Origin of the sequence: Flavobacterium sp., from assembly GCF_046153165.1 — a bacterium.
GTDB lineage: Bacteria > Bacteroidota > Bacteroidia > Flavobacteriales > Flavobacteriaceae > Flavobacterium.
Map to the genome: position 1 here is coordinate 1 of NZ_JBJXEN010000033.1, position 16,566 is coordinate 16,566.

At 30.4% G+C, this 16,566-nt stretch carries 17 protein-coding genes and 1 other RNA gene; 9 read left to right on the plus strand and 9 right to left on the minus strand.

Features of this window, described 5'->3' with window-relative positions:
- Nucleotides 1-186 precede the first annotated feature (186 nt).
- Nucleotides 187-2,637: a primosomal protein N' gene (priA, locus tag ACKVOV_RS04535; protein WP_409205583.1), complete on the plus strand. Its 2,451-nt coding sequence runs from the start codon at nt 187-189 to the stop codon at nt 2,635-2,637.
- On the opposite strand, the gene ACKVOV_RS04540 is transcribed toward priA, so the two are convergent.
- On the minus strand, nt 2,634-3,326 hold the full coding sequence (locus ACKVOV_RS04540) for a LytR/AlgR family response regulator transcription factor (RefSeq protein ID WP_409205584.1): 693 nt from the start codon (nt 3,324-3,326) through the stop codon (nt 2,634-2,636). The genes priA and ACKVOV_RS04540 overlap by 4 nt on opposite strands.
- Nucleotides 3,327-3,494: 168 nt before the next feature.
- Here ACKVOV_RS04540 and rpsF point away from each other — a divergent pair, with 168 nt between their 5' ends.
- The 5 genes from rpsF (at nt 3,495) to ligA (ending at nt 7,264) form a co-directional block, all read left to right on the plus strand.
- The gene (gene rpsF / locus ACKVOV_RS04545; protein WP_011963956.1) at nt 3,495-3,836 is read left to right on the plus strand and encodes a 30S ribosomal protein S6; all 342 of its coding nucleotides are present in this window, start codon (nt 3,495-3,497) and stop codon (nt 3,834-3,836) included.
- Between the two features lie 5 nt (nt 3,837-3,841).
- Nucleotides 3,842-4,138: a 30S ribosomal protein S18 gene (gene rpsR / locus ACKVOV_RS04550; protein WP_409205585.1), complete on the plus strand. Its 297-nt coding sequence runs from the start codon at nt 3,842-3,844 to the stop codon at nt 4,136-4,138.
- 66 nt (nt 4,139-4,204) lie between these two features.
- A complete protein-coding gene (gene rplI, locus ACKVOV_RS04555; protein WP_409205586.1) occupies nt 4,205-4,648 on the plus strand; it encodes a 50S ribosomal protein L9 in 444 nt (147 codons plus the stop codon).
- Between the two features lie 73 nt (nt 4,649-4,721).
- Nucleotides 4,722-5,195: a DUF6495 family protein gene (locus tag ACKVOV_RS04560; RefSeq protein WP_409205587.1), complete on the plus strand. Its 474-nt coding sequence runs from the start codon at nt 4,722-4,724 to the stop codon at nt 5,193-5,195.
- A 71-nt stretch (nt 5,196-5,266) separates the two neighbouring features.
- Complete coding sequence (gene ligA / locus ACKVOV_RS04565; RefSeq protein WP_409205588.1) at nt 5,267-7,264, plus strand: NAD-dependent DNA ligase LigA; 1,998 nt, start codon at nt 5,267-5,269, stop codon at nt 7,262-7,264.
- A gap of 53 nt (nt 7,265-7,317) precedes the next feature.
- Here ligA and ssrA read toward each other — a convergent pair.
- Together ssrA and ACKVOV_RS04575 are read right to left on the minus strand one after the other, a co-directional pair.
- Nucleotides 7,318-7,714: a transfer-messenger RNA gene (gene ssrA, locus ACKVOV_RS04570) on the minus strand.
- A gap of 36 nt (nt 7,715-7,750) precedes the next feature.
- Complete coding sequence (locus tag ACKVOV_RS04575) at nt 7,751-8,959, minus strand: serine hydrolase domain-containing protein (protein ID WP_409205589.1); 1,209 nt, start codon at nt 8,957-8,959, stop codon at nt 7,751-7,753.
- Nucleotides 8,960-9,119: 160 nt separating this feature from the next.
- Between ACKVOV_RS04575 and ACKVOV_RS04580 the strand changes: the two genes are divergently transcribed.
- Together ACKVOV_RS04580 and ACKVOV_RS04585 are read left to right on the plus strand one after the other, a co-directional pair.
- Nucleotides 9,120-10,322 (plus strand): NAD(P)-dependent oxidoreductase, encoded by a 1,203-nt coding sequence (locus tag ACKVOV_RS04580; protein ID WP_409205590.1) that lies wholly within the window; start codon nt 9,120-9,122, stop codon nt 10,320-10,322.
- Nucleotides 10,323-10,393: 71 nt separating this feature from the next.
- Nucleotides 10,394-11,767, plus strand: coding sequence for a M28 family peptidase (locus tag ACKVOV_RS04585; RefSeq protein ID WP_409205591.1), 1,374 nt, complete (start codon nt 10,394-10,396; stop codon nt 11,765-11,767).
- Nucleotides 11,768-11,832: 65 nt separating this feature from the next.
- Here ACKVOV_RS04585 and creD read toward each other — a convergent pair whose 3' ends face one another.
- The 5 genes from creD to ACKVOV_RS04610 are packed head-to-tail and all read right to left on the minus strand — an operon-like array spanning nt 11,833 to nt 15,157.
- The gene (creD, locus tag ACKVOV_RS04590) at nt 11,833-13,191 is read right to left on the minus strand and encodes a cell envelope integrity protein CreD (protein ID WP_409205592.1); all 1,359 of its coding nucleotides are present in this window, start codon (nt 13,189-13,191) and stop codon (nt 11,833-11,835) included.
- Between the two features lie 36 nt (nt 13,192-13,227).
- Complete coding sequence (locus ACKVOV_RS04595; RefSeq protein ID WP_409205593.1) at nt 13,228-13,536, minus strand: hypothetical protein; 309 nt, start codon at nt 13,534-13,536, stop codon at nt 13,228-13,230.
- Nucleotides 13,523-14,194, minus strand: coding sequence for a DUF1361 domain-containing protein (locus ACKVOV_RS04600; protein WP_409205594.1), 672 nt, complete (start codon nt 14,192-14,194; stop codon nt 13,523-13,525). Before ACKVOV_RS04600 ends, ACKVOV_RS04595 begins: the two co-directional genes overlap by 14 nt.
- Before the next feature lie 56 nt (nt 14,195-14,250).
- Nucleotides 14,251-14,547, minus strand: a complete 297-nt coding sequence (locus tag ACKVOV_RS04605) for a winged helix-turn-helix domain-containing protein (protein ID WP_409205595.1) — start codon at nt 14,545-14,547, stop codon at nt 14,251-14,253.
- 1 nt (nt 14,548) lies between these two features.
- Nucleotides 14,549-15,157 (minus strand): hypothetical protein, encoded by a 609-nt coding sequence (locus ACKVOV_RS04610; RefSeq protein WP_409205596.1) that lies wholly within the window; start codon nt 15,155-15,157, stop codon nt 14,549-14,551.
- 75 nt (nt 15,158-15,232) lie between these two features.
- Between ACKVOV_RS04610 and ACKVOV_RS04615 the strand changes: the two genes are divergently transcribed.
- On the plus strand, nt 15,233-15,583 hold the full coding sequence (locus ACKVOV_RS04615) for a DUF1801 domain-containing protein (protein WP_409205597.1): 351 nt from the start codon (nt 15,233-15,235) through the stop codon (nt 15,581-15,583).
- A 5-nt stretch (nt 15,584-15,588) separates the two neighbouring features.
- Here the strand turns inward: ACKVOV_RS04615 and ACKVOV_RS04620 are convergent, their stop codons facing one another.
- Complete coding sequence (locus tag ACKVOV_RS04620; RefSeq protein ID WP_409205598.1) at nt 15,589-16,566, minus strand: hypothetical protein; 978 nt, start codon at nt 16,564-16,566, stop codon at nt 15,589-15,591.

Genomic DNA, 16,566 nt, shown 5'->3' on the forward strand with positions numbered 1-16,566 from the left:
TTAAGTTGTTGTTAAAATTCAAATACGATGAAACTTTCATAGCGGTAAAAAAATTAATTAATTTTTATAAAGATGATTATATAATTGATTGTCCATGTGAAACAAATTTTTAAATACACAAGTATAACTTTTAGATTATTATTTTTTTACCTTTAATTTAAATATTCCAAAACTTAAGACTTAATAATGCCTTTTTTTATCCAAGTTATTTTACCACTCACACTTCCACAAACTTTCACTTACAGAGTTTCGGAAGCAGAATTCGAGTATCTGAAAGTAGGTATGCGAGTGGCAGTTCCTTTTGGCAAAAGTAAATTTTATACAGGTTTGGTTTCGGAGCTACATCACAATGCGCCAACTTTATATGAAGCCAAAGAAATTCATCAAATTATCGATGATAAACCCATTGTAACCGAAATACAATTACAACATTGGCAATGGATTGCATCGTATTATATGTGTACGCTGGGCGAAGTTTTTAGATGCGCTTTGCCATCGGCATTGCAATTAGAAAGCGAAACAATTATTTCTGCCAAAAAAGATTTTTCGGTTAATGAAAACGAACTTTCGGACGAGGAATATCTATTGGTAGAAGCCTTAAATCAGCAAAGTTCTCTAAAAATAAGTGAGGTTACTTCGGTTTTAAATAAAAAGAAAGTTTTTCCAGTCATTCAGCAACTTCTGGCTAAAAATATCATTACGCTTCAAGAAGAAATGGTCGAAGAATACAAACCCAAATTGGTGCGTTATATTCGGTTGTTTTCTGAGTTTAATTCTAATAAAAAACTGGAAGAATTATTATTGGTTCTAAAAAATGCGCAGAAACAAAAAGAAATATTATTAAGTTATTTTCAATTACAAGCTTCTATAAAAAAGCCTATTTCTGTCAAAGAATTGACGGAGTTTTCTGGAGCAACTTCGGCGACTGTAAAAGCATTGATTGATAAAGAAATTTTTGAAGAATATTATATTCAAGAAGACCGAGTTTCGTTTGATGATGTAAATGAAAGTCAGATTGTATTAAGCGAGCCACAAAACAAAGCTTTGTCGGAAATTAAAACAATTTTCGCTTCAAAAGAAGTTTGTTTGCTCCACGGAATTACAGCTTCGGGAAAAACAGAAGTCTATATTAAGTTGATTGAAAGATTTTTAGAGCAGAAAAAACAGTGTTTGTACTTGTTGCCAGAAATTGCGCTTACAACACAATTGGTTTCTAGATTAACGAAACATTTTGGAAATAAAGTAGCTGTTTTTCATTCAAAATATAGCAATAACGAGCGTGTTGAAGTCTGGAATCAGGTTTTAAATTCATCCGAGAAAGCTCAAATTGTTATTGGAGCTCGTTCGGCAATGTTCTTGCCTTTTCAAGATTTGGGTTTCATTATTATCGATGAAGAGCATGAACAAACATTTAAACAAACTGATCCTGCGCCAAGATATCATGCTCGTGATGCAGCGATTGTTTTAGCAAATTTTCATAAAGCTAAAGTGTTGTTAGGTTCCGCTACGCCAAGTATCGAAACGTATTTTAACACCCAAAATAACAAATACGGATTGGTCGAATTGCACGAACGTTTTGGAAATGCTGTTTTACCAGAAATAGAGTTGGTCGATTTAAAAGACAGCTATTTCCGCAAAAAAATGACGGGACATTTTAGCCAAAATCTAATCGATTCCATTGCCGAAGCTTTATCGAACGGTGAACAGATTATTTTGTTTCAAAATCGTCGTGGGTATTCGCCAGTGATCGAGTGTATGACTTGTGGTCACGTGCCACAATGTCCGCAATGTGACGTGAGTTTAACCTATCATAAGTTCAAAAACCAGTTGCGTTGTCATTATTGTGGTTACAGTATTGCCAAACCAACTAATTGTCACGCTTGTTCGAGTATCGATTTGACTTCAAAAGGATTTGGAACCGAACAAATTGAATTGGAATTGGCGTCGTTATTTCCGACAAAAAATATCAAACGAATGGATCAAGATACCACTCGAGGTAAATATGCTTTCGAGAAGTTGATTGATAGTTTCAAAAACCGAGAAATAGATATTTTGGTTGGGACACAAATGCTTGCCAAAGGATTAGATTTTGATAATGTATCGCTTGTAGGAATCCTTAATGCCGATTCGATGTTGTATTTTCCAGATTTCCGAGCTTTTGAACGCAGTTTTCAAATGATGACACAAGTGTCGGGTAGGGCAGGACGATCAGATAAGAAAGGAAAAGTGATTATTCAAACTTATAATACAAATCACAATACGATTCAGCAAGTAGTGCAAAATGATTATTTATCGATGTTTAAAGAGCAATTGTACGAAAGGAAAATATACAATTATCCGCCTTATTTTAAGTTGATTAAATTAACATTAAAACAAAAAGATTTCGATAAGCTAAAAGAAGGTTCTATGTGGTTGTATCAGGTTTTGAAACAGCAGTTTGACATTCCTGTTCTTGGTCCGGAAGAACCAGCAATAAATCGGATTAGGAACGAGTATATAAGAACAATTTTGATAAAAATTCCACAAGAAAAATCATTAGGAAGCACAAAAAAAACCATTCAAAAAATTCTGAATAGTTTCGAGTCTGTTTCGCAATTTAGAGCTATCAAAGTAGCTGTAAATGTTGATTTTTATTAAAAATCTAAAGCTTTAGCTAAATCTTCTTTTTTGTTTCGGCTTAATGGGATTTTAGTAATTCCAATTTCTGCAAATTTGCTGTTAAATTTCTCAATCTTATCTATATTAATAATAAAAGATTTGTGAACGCGGATAAATTTCTCTTTAGATAAGTCTTGTTCAAAGGATTTCATGGTTGATAAAACCAAGTGACTGTCGTCTTCGGTTACAATTTTTACATAATCGCCATAAGCTTCAATCCATTTTATTTTTGCAGTATAAATTTTTAGTTTTTTTAAGTTGCTTTTTATGAAAATATGATCTCCTTCTTCTTCAAAACTATCTCTTCGAAGCTGGTGCATATCTATAGCGCGTTTTACAGCAGCATTAAACCGTTCTTTGGTGATTGGTTTTTGCAAATAATCTGTTGCATCATAATCAAATGCTTTTACAGCATATTCCGCTTTTGATGTGATAAATATAGTTTGTGGTTTTTCTTTTAGACCATCTAAAAGGTTAAAACCGCTTATTACAGGCATTTCTATATCTAAAAACAATAAATCGACAGGTTTTGTAGTCAAACAATTTTTAGTTTCAACAGCATTTGAAAAATCACCTACTAAAGTTAAGTTAGGATGAGATTCTACTAGTTTTGTAACCAAAATTCTTTGAATAGAGCTGTCATCTACAACAATACAGTTCAATTTCATAACATCATTTTAATACATTGATAATATAAATATAGCTTTTTTTATTTAGCAACCAAACCTTTTTCGGAAAAATATTCACTTTCATCGATTATTTCTGCATTTCGCTTGTGTATTAAAATTTAAACACTACTTTTGCACCCATATTTTTAACAAATAAAATTTTATATTATGAATCATTATGAAACTGTTTTCATCTTGAATCCCGTTTTATCTGAAACCCAGGTAAAGGAAACAGTAAGCAAATTTGAAGATTATTTAACTTCAAAAGGAGCTACAATGGTATCCAAAGAGGATTGGGGCTTGAAAAAGATGGCTTACGAAATTCAAAACAAGAAAAGTGGTTTTTACCATTTATTCGAATTTACAGTTCCAGGAGAAGTGTTAATTGGTTTTGAAACTGAATTTAGACGTGACGAACGTGTTATGCGTTTCTTAACTGTAAGTTTAGACAAACATGCAATATCATGGGCTGAGAGAAGAAGAGCAAAATTAAAAGCAACTAAAGCGTAATCATTATGTCAACATTACAACAATCAGCTTCAGGAAAAAAAGACGGAGATATTAGATATTTAACGCCTTTAAACATAGATACGAACAAAACTAAAAAGTATTGTCGTTTCAAAAAATCTGGAATCAAATATGTAGATTACAAAGATGCAGATTTCTTATTGAAATTCGTAAACGAGCAAGGTAAAATTTTACCACGTCGTCTTACAGGAACTTCATTAAAATACCAACGTAAAGTGTCAGTTGCTGTAAAAAGAGCACGTCACTTAGCATTTATGCCATACGTTGCCGATTTATTAAAATAATTTAAAAACTCAAAGTTGTTGGTTTTTCTACAATGAAAACCTAACTTCTCTAAAAAGGACATCAACATGGAACTTATATTAAAACAAGACGTACAAAATGTTGGCTTTAAAGACGATATCGTATCTGTAAAAGCAGGTTACGGTCGTAACTTTTTAATTCCTCAAGGATTTGCTCATATGGCAACTTCTTCTGCGAAAAAAGTATTAGCTGAAAATTTAAAACAAAGAGCTCACAAAGAAGCTAAAGTTGTTGCAGACGCAAAAGCATTAGGAGAAGCTCTAAAAGCTATCGAAATCAAAATTTCTGCAAAAGCAGGTGGTGAAAAACTTTTTGGTTCTATCACTAACATAGACATCGCTGAAGCTTTAGCTAAAGGTGGTCAATCTATTGACAGAAAATTTATTACTTCAGGTATTGTAAAAAGAACAGGAAAATATAATGCTTCAGTTCGTTTACACCGTGATGTAATTGTAGATTTAGCTTACGAAATTGTTGCTGAACAAGCATAATTTCAAGTAAATATTTTTAAAAGCCTTCTTGAAAAAGAAGGCTTTTTTTTTAATCTAAAATCTAATATTGAAAATGAAATACGACAGACTAACCAAAGAGCAATTTGAAGAATTGCATCTAGAATTTATAAATTTTCTTTCAACTCAATCTATTGATAAAGATGAATGGGATAAAATTAAACTTGAAACACCAGAGATAGCTGAGCAGGAATTAGATGTTTTTTCAGATTTAATCTGGGAAGGAGTTCTAACTAGAGCTGAATATTTAGAACATTTCTCTAAAAATTATATTTTTCTTTTTCATTGTTTTGATACTTATGTACAATCTATAGTATTAAAATCAGTTGTAACGGAAATTGATTTTTTGACTAAAGAAGGTTTACAATGGTTAAGTGATAATATGTTTACTGATAATATTGAAATGAAAGTAGGCAAAAAAGAATTTACAGAAGAAAGAAATACGTCACTTTTCGAATTGATACAACAAGGTGCTTTTTTGAGTGACGGGCAGTTATTTAAACAAATAAATGATATAATAGAATCATAATTTTATCTGTTAAATTCAATAAAATTGGTTATTTTAGTCCTCATAAACTAGAATAGCCAATTTTATTATTTATGGACGTTTTACAAAAGATACAATCTTTAAGAGAGGAACTTAATCTTCACAATTATAATTATTATGTTTTAGATAACCCCACGATTTCAGATTATGATTTTGATGCAAAACTATCTGAACTTCAAATTTTAGAAGCAAAATATCCAGAATATTTTGATGAAAATTCACCAACACAACGAGTAGGTGGTTTTATTACTAAAAATTTTAAAACAGTAAAACACAATTACCGAATGTATTCGCTAGAGAATTCTTATTCGAAAGAAGATCTGTTGGATTGGGAAAATCGAATTCAAAAAGTTCTTGGAGATGTTTCATTAGAATATATTTGCGAGCTAAAATATGATGGAGCCTCCATTTCTATAACTTACGAAAACGGAAGATTAGTACGTGCTGTAACTCGTGGTGATGGTTTTCAGGGTGACGATGTAACTAATAATATCAAAACAATAAAAGCAGTTCCCATAAAATTAAAAGGTGATTTTCCTGAAAAATTTGATATTCGAGGAGAAATTATTTTGCCTTTTGCTGGTTTCGAAAAAATGAATCAAGATTTGATAGAAATTGGAGAAACTCCTTATTCGAATCCAAGAAATACGGCTTCCGGAAGTTTAAAATTACAGGATAGTGCCGAAGTTGCTAAACGACCTTTAGATTGTTTATTATATTCATTAATTGGGAATAATTTGCCATTTCAATCTCATTTCGAAGGATTAGAAAAAGCTAGACTTTGGGGTTTCAAAGTTCCAAAACAGAGTCATTTGGCTAAAAACATGAATGAAGTCTTCGATTTTATAAATCTTTGGGATAAAAACCGAGATACTTTACCTTATGAAACTGATGGGGTAGTGTTAAAAGTAAATGATTTGCATTTGCAAGATGAGTTAGGGTATACAGCAAAATCGCCACGTTGGGCAATGGCGTATAAGTTTAAATCTGAACAAGTTTCAACTAAATTAAATTCGATTTCATATCAAGTAGGAAGAACAGGGTCTATTACTCCAGTGGCAAATCTTGAGCCAGTACAATTGGCCGGAACCATTGTAAAAAGAGCTTCTTTGCACAATGCAGATCAGATAGAAAAGTTGGATGTTAGAATAAATGATACCGTTTTTGTAGAAAAAGGAGGGGAAATTATTCCCAAAATTATTGGTGTCGATTTAGAAAAAAGACCTTTAAATTCTGAAAAGACAATTTATATAACACATTGTCCAGAATGTCAAACTAAATTAGAAAGAAAAGAAGGTGAAGCCAATCATTATTGCCCTAATTTTTATGGCTGCCCGCCACAAATTATAGGCAGAATTCAGCATTATATTTCACGAAAAGCGATGGATATTGAAGGATTGGGAGGAGAAACAGTAGCTTTATTGTACAACAATGGGTTGGTGAAAAATTATGCCGATTTGTATGATTTATCTATAGAACAAATTTTACCATTGGAAAGAATGGCTCAAAAATCGGCAGAAAATTTAGTGCAAGGAGTTCAGAATTCTAAAAATATTCCTTTCGAAAATGTATTATTTGCACTTGGTATTCGTTATGTAGGAGAAACTGTTGCTAAAAAACTAGCAAAACATTATAAAAATATTGATGCTATTGCTAATGCCAATTTACTCGAATTGGTTATGGTTGATGAAATTGGAGATAAAATAGCACAAAGTGTAGTCGAATTTTTTGATAATCAAGAAAATATACGCATCCTTAATAGATTGAAAAGTAAAGGGATTCAATTAGAAATTTCTGAAAGGAACAGTACTGTAATATCTGACAAGCTTTCAGGTCAAATATTTGTTGTGTCAGGAGTTTTTGAAAAATTCTCACGTGATGACTTAAAAAAAGCTATTGAAGATAATGGTGGGAAAGTTGGTAGTTCAATATCAGCAAAAACTAATTATGTAGTTGCTGGCGATAATATGGGACCTGCAAAATTAGAAAAAGCCAGTCAATTAAATATCCCCATAATAAGTGAGGATGATTTTATTAATTTGTTGATATAAAAAAAAAAATAAAACCCGAAACCTTTAATAAATATAAGGGTTTCGGGTTTTTCTTGTGGAGTCGGGGAGAATCGAACTCCCGTCCAAACAAGCAACTAAAGAGCTTTCTACATGCTTATTTCTTGATTAGATTTTCGACCGTGTGCTATGCCAAGAACAGCAACACAAAGCTTAGTTTTATCAGTGTCAAAACGGATTTAAAACATTACCGTTTCTAGGTTTACTTTTACGGTTCCCCTGAACAAAACGCCATAAACCAAGGCTTTTTAGGAGAATCCAGCTTTCCTACCTAGTAGGAACTTGGCAAATCGTACTATAATTCGGATTATGCAGCTAAAGCGTAGTTATTTTCGCCGTGTAAAATTTTGAGACATTATATTTATGAGCAACACCTCAATGCTCAACATGCTTACAATTCAATTCGACTTGCTGTCAAAACCAGTCGACCCCATTTAGGTTTGCAATAGTACAAAAAATATACCAATTTTATTCTAAACTATCGTTTTTACTTTTTATTTCAAAAGGATAATTGCCAAATAAACTGGAAAGTAATTTTAATTTGTAAGTACTTCTCGTATATTTATTTGATATACAGATTAATGTCACTTTTTCATCTTTCAATTTTATATAAGCCGATGTGTTTCCGTGCCACCAACCATTGTGATAAAACATTTTTTTACCATCTTCCCATTCCAACATTCTAATTCCTAATCCATAGTTTCTAGTCCCTCTACTTTCATAACTATAACCTTTGTAAACCTCTTTTAATAATTTTTTATTTAGAAAACTAGGATTGTAAGTTGCCATGTCAAATTTAAGTAAATCTCTTGGTGTCGAATAGATGTTTTTATCTCCATAAATCCCATCGAGATAATTGTAAGCATATCTAATTTTGTTTCCTTTGTAAGATTGGCTAATGTTTTTACCTCCTTTTTTATAATCAAATACAAAAGTGTTATTCATTTCTAATGGCTCGAATATCAATTTTTTCATGGCAGTTCGATAATCCATTTTGGTAATTTTTTCGATGACCAAAGCTAAAAAGGCATAATTAGTGTTGCAATAAGCAAAATGAGTGTCTGTTTTATATTCTAAATCGATATTGTTTTTATTTATCACAGGTATTAAATCTTTGTTTTGTAAAGTATCTTTCTGATTCCAAACTATTTTTTTATCAGTAAAATAACTGTAATTGCGTAATCCACTTCTATGATTTAGTAATGTTCTAATTGTAATTTCTGGATACGGAAAATCATCAAGAATGGTGTTTACTTTTTGGTCTAAAGTTATTTTTTTTGAATCGATAAGCAAAAAAATAGCAGTAGCAGTAAGTACTTTGCTTAGCGATGCAATATGAAGTGGTGTCTGGAAAGTAATTGGTGTTTTTTCTTCAAAATTAGACATCCCACGATAATTTTCATAAATTATATGTCCATTTTTTGCCACAAGAATACTTCCTGAAAAATCGTTTGGAATATATTTTTCAGTATAAAAATTTTCAATCGTTTGCTGTAATTTTTTCTTTTCAGAAGATTTTAAATCAGGTAGATTATTCTCATAAGGTTGCATTGTATATAACGAACCAATTTTATTTTCTTCTTTCTTTTTTAATGCTTTTTTCTTCTCATTGCATGAAAAACAGATAGTTAGAATTGTAAAAAGTAAGAGAAATTTTATATTTATTTTGAATGTCATTTTAACTTGGATATAAAACAAATATAAATAAACAAATGAGGAATCAAAATAGGTTTTTAAACAAATATTTTCGTTTGTTTCAAGTTACTATTACGTTATATTTGCACCAAATTCTAAAATAATTAACATCTAATTATTTTAGTAATAAAATAGATTTACAATGAAATTTGGACTTATAAAAGAAAGAAAAAATCCACCAGACAGACGTGTTGTTTTTACACCCGAAGAGTTGGTGAAATTAAAACAACAATTTCCGCTAGCTGAAATAAAAGTTGAATCTTCAGACATTCGAGTTTTTACTGATGAACAATATAGCGAATTGGGTTTCGATGTTGCAACTGAGGTTTCTGATTGTGATGTACTAATTGGAGTTAAAGAAGTTCCAGTTGATGCTTTAATACCAAATAAAAAGTATTTTTTCTTTTCTCATACTATTAAAAAACAACCTTATAATAGAAAATTATTGGTAGCTTGTTTAGAAAAAAATATCGAATTATATGATCACGAGACGATTGTCGATGCAAAAAATCATCGATTAATAGGTTTTGGTCGTTATGCAGGAATTGTTGGTGCTTACAACGGAATTCGTGCTTTTGGAATGAAGTTTGAACTATTTAATTTGGCGAAAGCCGAAACATTAAAAGACAAAAATGCACTCGTAGAACGTTTGCAAAGAATGGTTTTGCCAAATATAAAAATTGTACTTACAGGTCACGGAAAAGTAGGGCTTGGTGCCAAAGAAATGCTCGATGCCATGAAGCTTAAAGAAGTTTCTATCGAAGATTATTTAACAAAAAATTACGACAGACCTGTCTATACACATATTGATTTACAGGATTATAATAAACGAATAGACGGAAAACCTTTCGATAAAAAGGATTTTTATGCTAATCCGCAATTATATACCTCAAATTTTGAGCGTTTTACAAAAGTATCAGATATTTTTATGGCTGGACATTTTTATGGAAATGGTGCGCCAGTAATTTTATCTAGAGAAATGCTAAAAGCTCCAGACAATAAGATAAAAGTAGTTGCAGATATTTCTTGTGATGTAGATGGTCCTATTGCTTGTACGTTAAATGCATCAACTATTGCACAACCATTTTTTGGTTATTATCCTTCGGAACATAAAGAAGTCGATTTTATGCACCCAGGTGCAATTGTAGTCATGTCTGTAGATAATTTGCCTTGCGAATTGCCTAAAGATGCAAGTGAAGGTTTTGGAGAAATGTTTTTAGAACACGTGATTCCAGCTTTTTATAATAATGACAAGGACGGAATTTTGCAAAGAGCAAAAATCACAGAAAATGGTAAACTCACAGAAAGATTTACCTATTTACAAGATTATGTAGATGGGAAATAAAATAAAAGTCTCGATTTTGTCGGGACTTTTTTATTTTGTTACTTTACTATTCACTAAAATGACTTCTTGAGATGAAAAAATTATCGTTCCTGTTTTTATTTACTTCACTATTTGGATTTGCCCAAAATTCTGATGAAAATCAGTTAAAAGAGATATACAAATCGGCATTAACCAATTCTAAATGTTATGCTTGGTTAGATGATTTATCTAATAAAATTGGTTCTAGATTATCAGGATCTGTTGGGGCACAAAAAGGAGTTGAGTACACAAAATCTCAAATGGAAGCATTAGGAGGATTTGATAAAGTATATCTTCAGGAAGTTATGGTGCCAAAATGGGTTCGTGGCGAAAAAGAAACGGCTTATATTTTAGATAATAAGACTAAAATAAAAGTACCAGTTTGCGCACTTGGAGGTTCGGTTGCAACGCCAAAAAATGGAATTACTGCTGAAGTTATCGAAGTACATTCTCTAAAAGAATTAGAGACTTTAGGAATTGATAAAATAAAAGGCAAAATAGTTTTCTATAATCGCCCGATGGATAATGCTCAAATAGAAAGTATGAATGCTTATTCGGGTGCGGTAGATCAGCGTTATGCAGGTGCTAAAGAAGCTTCAAAATATGGTGCTGTAGCAACAATTGTACGTTCGATGAATTTGAAGTTAGATGATTTCCCACATACAGGAGCGCAAAGTTATGGTGATATCCCAAAAACACAATATATTCCAACGGCTGCAATTAGTACAAATGGTGCAGAATTATTGAGTAAAAAATTAAAAGAAAATTCGAAACTTACTTTTTACTTAAAACAATCTTGTCAACAAATGGAAGAAGTTTTGTCCTATAATGTTATTGGAGAAATAAAAGGAGCAGAACACCCAGAAAATATTATTGTAGTGGGCGGACATCTAGATTCTTGGGATCTTGCCGATGGATCTCATGACGATGGAGCAGGAGTAGTGCAAAGTATGGAAGTGGCAAATGTGTTTAAAAATATAGGTTACAAACCTAAAAATACCATCAGAGTTGTTTTGTTTATGAATGAAGAAAATGGAGGTCGTGGCGGAAAAAAATACCAAGAATTAGCACAAATAAATAAAGAAAATCACATTTTTGCTTTAGAAAGTGATTCAGGTGGATTTTCGCCAAGAGGATTTTCTTTTGAAAGTGATGATGCAAATTTTGCTAAAATTTCCAATTGGAAAAATTTATTTGAACCTTATTTAATTCATAGTTTTACTAAAGGACATAGTGGCTCAGACATAGAACCATTAACAGGAACAAAAATTGTAAAAGCTGGTTTGCATCCAGATTCGCAACGCTATTTCGATTACCATCACGCAGCAAATGACAAGTTTGATGCTATTAATAAAAGAGAACTTGAATTAGGTGCAGCAACAATGACTTCGTTGATTTATTTGATTGATAAATATGGTGTTGAATAGAAAGTTGTTATAAAAAAAAGACTCCAAAATATCAGTTTTGGAGTCTTTTTTTATTTAAATTTTAATTATTTTCCCCAATCTATCTTTCTAGAAAAATACATCACTGCTCCTAGAATGATAAACAGTCCAATGCTTCCCACAAGTAAGGCATAATTTTCTAATTGAATTATTACATAAATAAAAGTGTATAAAGCAACTAATGAAAGCCCTATAAATATTGGAAACTTTCTATTTTTCAGTATTGAAATCGAGTAAAGTACAATCATCGTTATTACCGAAGCCGAAGCGATAAGATAAGCCAACGTAAAACTAGAATGTTCAGTTATTGATATTAAAAGTGTATAAAACATGATTAATGCCAATCCTAACATCGAATACTGAAAGATGTGAATATTAATTTTACTGATAGATTGGATTAAAAAGAACACTAGAAAAGTTAAGCCAATCATTAGAAATCCATACTTTGATGCGCGTTCATTTTGTTGGTATTCATTTACGGTTTCTATTAGTTTTGCACCAAAAGAATATTCATTCAAATTTGGAATTTTACCTGCATATTGTTGGGAAAAAGTACGATTGATATCTAATATTTTCCAATCGGCATGAAAACCTTTTTTATTGATAATTTTCGTGGTATCGTTGGCTGCAAAAGCACCTTCGTAACTTGGCGATTCCCAGTCAGAATCGATATTAACAACCGTTGTTTTTCCCACAGGAATAAACTTTACACTATTACTCCCATTATATTGCATCAAGAAATTGAAATCTATTTTCCCGTTATTAACTAATGTTTTGTAGTTAAATTGATTGGTAACAAGGGTTCCATAAATAGCATCTTCATCTTCTGGTTTCGATTCGAATGAGAAAGCTTGATTGTTTAGTTTAATTTTCAAATCACTTTTAATGCTTTTCAGATTTGTTGTTTTTACCACTATAGATGCTTTATCCCACAATAAATCTTCTTCATTTATACCTAGTTTTTCGAAATTAGGTTTGGCAAAATAACCATCAAAATTCATATTGGCGGTAAAAACCACATTATTATAAATCCCTCTTTTTAGCGACGTATTTTTCTTAACGTTCGATGTGTTATTTAGTTTTTCAGGGAAAAAATAAGCGTAGGAAATAATTGCTTTTTTCTCGATAGTAACCACTTTTGTTTTCGGGTTCGTTACGTTATATTCTTCATACGTTTTGTAAGGAATTTGTATCATTGGACCATAAAACAAGACATCTTTTCCCCATAGTTGCGTCACTTCATCAGTAACTTCTTGTTTTCGCTGGGAACGTTCGGAGATTAAATCTTTTACAAATTCTAGCGGAATAAGTAAAACGAGTGTTAGTAAGCCTACCATCATCATTTTGGCAGTTGTAGATTGAAAAAAGGAACCTTTGTTCTGATTTTCTTGCATTTGATTTTCCATTGTTTTTTAATTTAGTTGATTATTTATTTTAGATTATTATCCTTTATATGTAAAGTTTAAATTGCCAATTATTATGAAATAGGCTACTGCGATTGGAATATTACTTAAGATAATTAGTATTTTTATAAAAGTATTTAATCGCTCTCCTCGTATTGTTAGTAATTGACTTATTTGGTTTATCAATATTATTAAGTTAAAGAAAACAGCTGCCAACACATATAAAAAGCCAAATACGAGTATATTTTCGGTTTGAAATTTCATATAGGAAAGAAAAAATATTGTTCCAATAACAAAAGACCCGAAGGCAAATAATGTTGTAAATGGGATTTGGTTAATATTTTTCATGTAGTTTATTTTTAAGTGTTAATTGGTATGTAATTGAATAGGAGATTAAAATTAATGACCCAAAACTTAATGTGAATATGATAGTTTCAATTTCAAAAAGGCAGTCTAAAATTGAATAAAATAGATTTGACGGATTACTAACAATATCCCAACTATTAAAGCGAAGTATTCTGCCAAGATAAATTCCAAAAGCACATAAGTAACTAATAGAAATTATGAATGCATTAGAAACCCTCCTAGAATAAATTGATTTGACTAATTTGTGAATATCGTGAATGGAAAGAATTCCGAAATAAAAACCTGCAATTGTAAAACTTGATAACAAAGTAAAATCGAAAATATATTGTAATAAATTGTTGTGATGAAGATGTACAAAATCGGTAATTAAATAAAACGTATTGGGTATAAATAATAGCCAAATAATTAGATAAATTAAGTTTTTAAGATTACTTCTTTTTATAGAAAAGTCAAACTTAATGTATGATGAAATAGAGTATGGAATTAAAGCTAAAAATAAATTCCATAGTAAAAACAATAGATATATAGAATGTGTAATTTTAACTCTTAATAATAATAAAATTATCGATAGTATTGATAAAATAAATAAACTAGAGTTTTGCTTTTTGTTTAAAACGTAAATTGTGATTAATTTATTCATATGATTTTGTTTTAAAAGAACTTTGAAATTCAAAGTAAAAATATAAAAAAATAGTATTAAGTTTTTGAGATTAATTTTTCTAAAGCTTCAATGTGAGCAGTAAAAGCTTTCCTACCGTCTGTAGTTACTCTGTAACTGGTGTTTGGTTTTTTGCCAATAAATTGTTTTTCTATCATAATGTAGTTTTCGGTTTCTAATGCTTTGGTATGCGAAGCCAAGTTGCCATCAGTTACACCTAAAAGTTCTTTTAGGGTTGTAAAATCAGCAGATTCATTGACCATCAGCACCGACATAATTCCCAGTCGAATACGATGATCAAAAGCTTTGTTTATATTTTGTATGATGTTTTTCATACTATTTTCTGTCATATTTATAATACATCATTCCACCGTACAAAATATGACATATTCCAAATCCCAATACCCAAAAATGCAATCCGTAACCTGAAAATTCGACTGCTAATAATCCTAAAATAATTTCGGTAATTCCTAAGTAACGAACATCACGTAAAGTATATTTACTTGCATTTACACAGGCCAATCCGTAAAATAATAGCGTAATAGGAGCAATTAAACCATAATAACCGTGACGAAGTAGAAGCAAAGCAAATATTCCTCCAGTAAATAATGGAATAGCAAAATTGATTAGCAATCTTCTAGACGAAGAATTCCATACTTTTTCATTTTGTTTTTTTGCTTTATTAACCGTCATAATATATGCAGTGACTAAGGAGGCTACTAAAACTGCAAATGCTGTAAGAACGATTAACTTAAACGTTGTGCTTTCTAAAGTTATGTAGTATCCCATGTGAGTTTCTATCAAATAACTTACAAAAAATGCCCCAACTAATGCATATATACCAGCTAAAATGCCAGACAAACCACTTAGTGAAATAAATTGTGTCGATTGTGACATCATTTGTTTGATGTCTTGAATGTCTTTTAAATAATTTTTAGATTCCATTTTAAAGTACTTTGAATTGCAAAGTAAATGATATTTTTTTATTGAACCAAATGTTTTTTCATTTATTTTTGGAATATGAAATCAACTGAGGAATATATAATTCGACAACCTGAAAAATATCAAACGATGCTATTGCATATAATTGCTGTTGTCGAAAAATTAGTTCCCGATTCTCAACTATTAATTAAATATGGAATTCCGTATTTTTATTACAAAAAGAAACCGTTTTGTTATTTAGCGTCCAATCATAAAAAAGAATTTGTAGATGTTGGATTTGCAAAAGGTTTTCAATTAAATAAAAATCAAGAATTTCTTATAGGTGAAAATAGAAATACAGTAAAATCTCTTCGATATTTTAGTTTAGAATCAATAAATAATAAGATTTTAGAATCGGTAATTGAAGAAACTATTAACTTGTATAATTGAGTGTATTAAATTAAAAAGATTTTAGTAACCCAATTGTCTAAAGTATATTGATAATAAATTTCTTCTGGAAGTGGTTCGTATTGGGTTTCAAAAAAATTGCAATCAAAATCATAGTTTTCATCTCTTATAACTAAAATATTATTTGGATTATAAAAATTATAATCAATAATATTTACATTATTGGTAATGAGTTTTTTTTGAAAAGCCATCGCTTCAAAAACTCTAAAACTAAGCCCAGTTTGATTTTCTCTAACAATATCTAAAATAACTTGAGTTTCAGAATACAACTGTTTTAAGTCATTTTGATTAATACGTTTTCGTCTTAATTCTAGACCTAAAATATCCTTTGAAAATGTTTTTTTAAGTTTAAATAAGGTCGTCTTTTTACCAACAATTATAAATCTGAAACTAATATTTATTTTTTGGAAAGCTTTCTTTAGCAAGATTACTTTTTCTAAACGACTATCAAAGGAAGCAATGTATAAAGCTTGATTTTTAATTAAAATTTTATCTGTTATTGGTTGTTTTTCAAGATAATTATAATTTGTAGTCTCTTTAAAACCATACTTTTTTACATCATCTTTATCAAACGAATAAATTTCATCAAAAATACCTTCTAAGAGATGTTCTACAGGACATCGACTTACACTATCATATAAATAGGCAATATATTTTTGGGTGTGTTTTTTTATTTTCAAATGGTAATCTAAACTAATAACTTCAGGATTAATAACTAAAATTTGATCCTGAAACCCGTTTTTTTCTAACATTTCAATAATATGTTCTTGGCGTTTTTGAATTTTTGGGTTTTTGCCAAGAAATATTTTGCTAAAACTATTAGCAATTCTTACACGAATATTTTTGTGCTTAAAACCACCAATTTTTATATGAAATGCATCAATTCCTTTTGCATTAAGTTTATCTACAATGTGTTTGTCATAATTCCAGTGGTCGAAACTAATAATGCAAATTTTCTGAGGCAT

What these genes read in the sequence shown, in the direction of transcription:
- priA (WP_409205583.1), top strand. Translation starts at nt 187, where the DNA reads ATGCCTTTTTTTATCCAAGTTATTTTACCACTCACACTTCCACAAACT.
- ACKVOV_RS04540 (WP_409205584.1), bottom strand. Translation starts at nt 3,326, where the DNA reads ATGAAATTGAACTGTATTGTTGTAGATGACAGCTCTATTCAAAGAATT.
- rpsF (WP_011963956.1), top strand. Translation starts at nt 3,495, where the DNA reads ATGAATCATTATGAAACTGTTTTCATCTTGAATCCCGTTTTATCTGAA.
- rpsR (WP_409205585.1), top strand. Translation starts at nt 3,842, where the DNA reads ATGTCAACATTACAACAATCAGCTTCAGGAAAAAAAGACGGAGATATT.
- rplI (WP_409205586.1), top strand. Translation starts at nt 4,205, where the DNA reads ATGGAACTTATATTAAAACAAGACGTACAAAATGTTGGCTTTAAAGAC.
- ACKVOV_RS04560 (WP_409205587.1), top strand. Translation starts at nt 4,722, where the DNA reads ATGAAATACGACAGACTAACCAAAGAGCAATTTGAAGAATTGCATCTA.
- ligA (WP_409205588.1), top strand. Translation starts at nt 5,267, where the DNA reads ATGGACGTTTTACAAAAGATACAATCTTTAAGAGAGGAACTTAATCTT.
- ACKVOV_RS04575 (WP_409205589.1), bottom strand. Translation starts at nt 8,959, where the DNA reads ATGACATTCAAAATAAATATAAAATTTCTCTTACTTTTTACAATTCTA.
- ACKVOV_RS04580 (WP_409205590.1), top strand. Translation starts at nt 9,120, where the DNA reads ATGAAATTTGGACTTATAAAAGAAAGAAAAAATCCACCAGACAGACGT.
- ACKVOV_RS04585 (WP_409205591.1), top strand. Translation starts at nt 10,394, where the DNA reads ATGAAAAAATTATCGTTCCTGTTTTTATTTACTTCACTATTTGGATTT.
- creD (WP_409205592.1), bottom strand. Translation starts at nt 13,191, where the DNA reads ATGGAAAATCAAATGCAAGAAAATCAGAACAAAGGTTCCTTTTTTCAA.
- ACKVOV_RS04595 (WP_409205593.1), bottom strand. Translation starts at nt 13,536, where the DNA reads ATGAAAAATATTAACCAAATCCCATTTACAACATTATTTGCCTTCGGG.
- ACKVOV_RS04600 (WP_409205594.1), bottom strand. Translation starts at nt 14,194, where the DNA reads ATGAATAAATTAATCACAATTTACGTTTTAAACAAAAAGCAAAACTCT.
- ACKVOV_RS04605 (WP_409205595.1), bottom strand. Translation starts at nt 14,547, where the DNA reads ATGAAAAACATCATACAAAATATAAACAAAGCTTTTGATCATCGTATT.
- ACKVOV_RS04610 (WP_409205596.1), bottom strand. Translation starts at nt 15,157, where the DNA reads ATGGAATCTAAAAATTATTTAAAAGACATTCAAGACATCAAACAAATG.
- ACKVOV_RS04615 (WP_409205597.1), top strand. Translation starts at nt 15,233, where the DNA reads ATGAAATCAACTGAGGAATATATAATTCGACAACCTGAAAAATATCAA.
- ACKVOV_RS04620 (WP_409205598.1), bottom strand. Translation starts at nt 16,566, where the DNA reads ATGCCTCAGAAAATTTGCATTATTAGTTTCGACCACTGGAATTATGAC.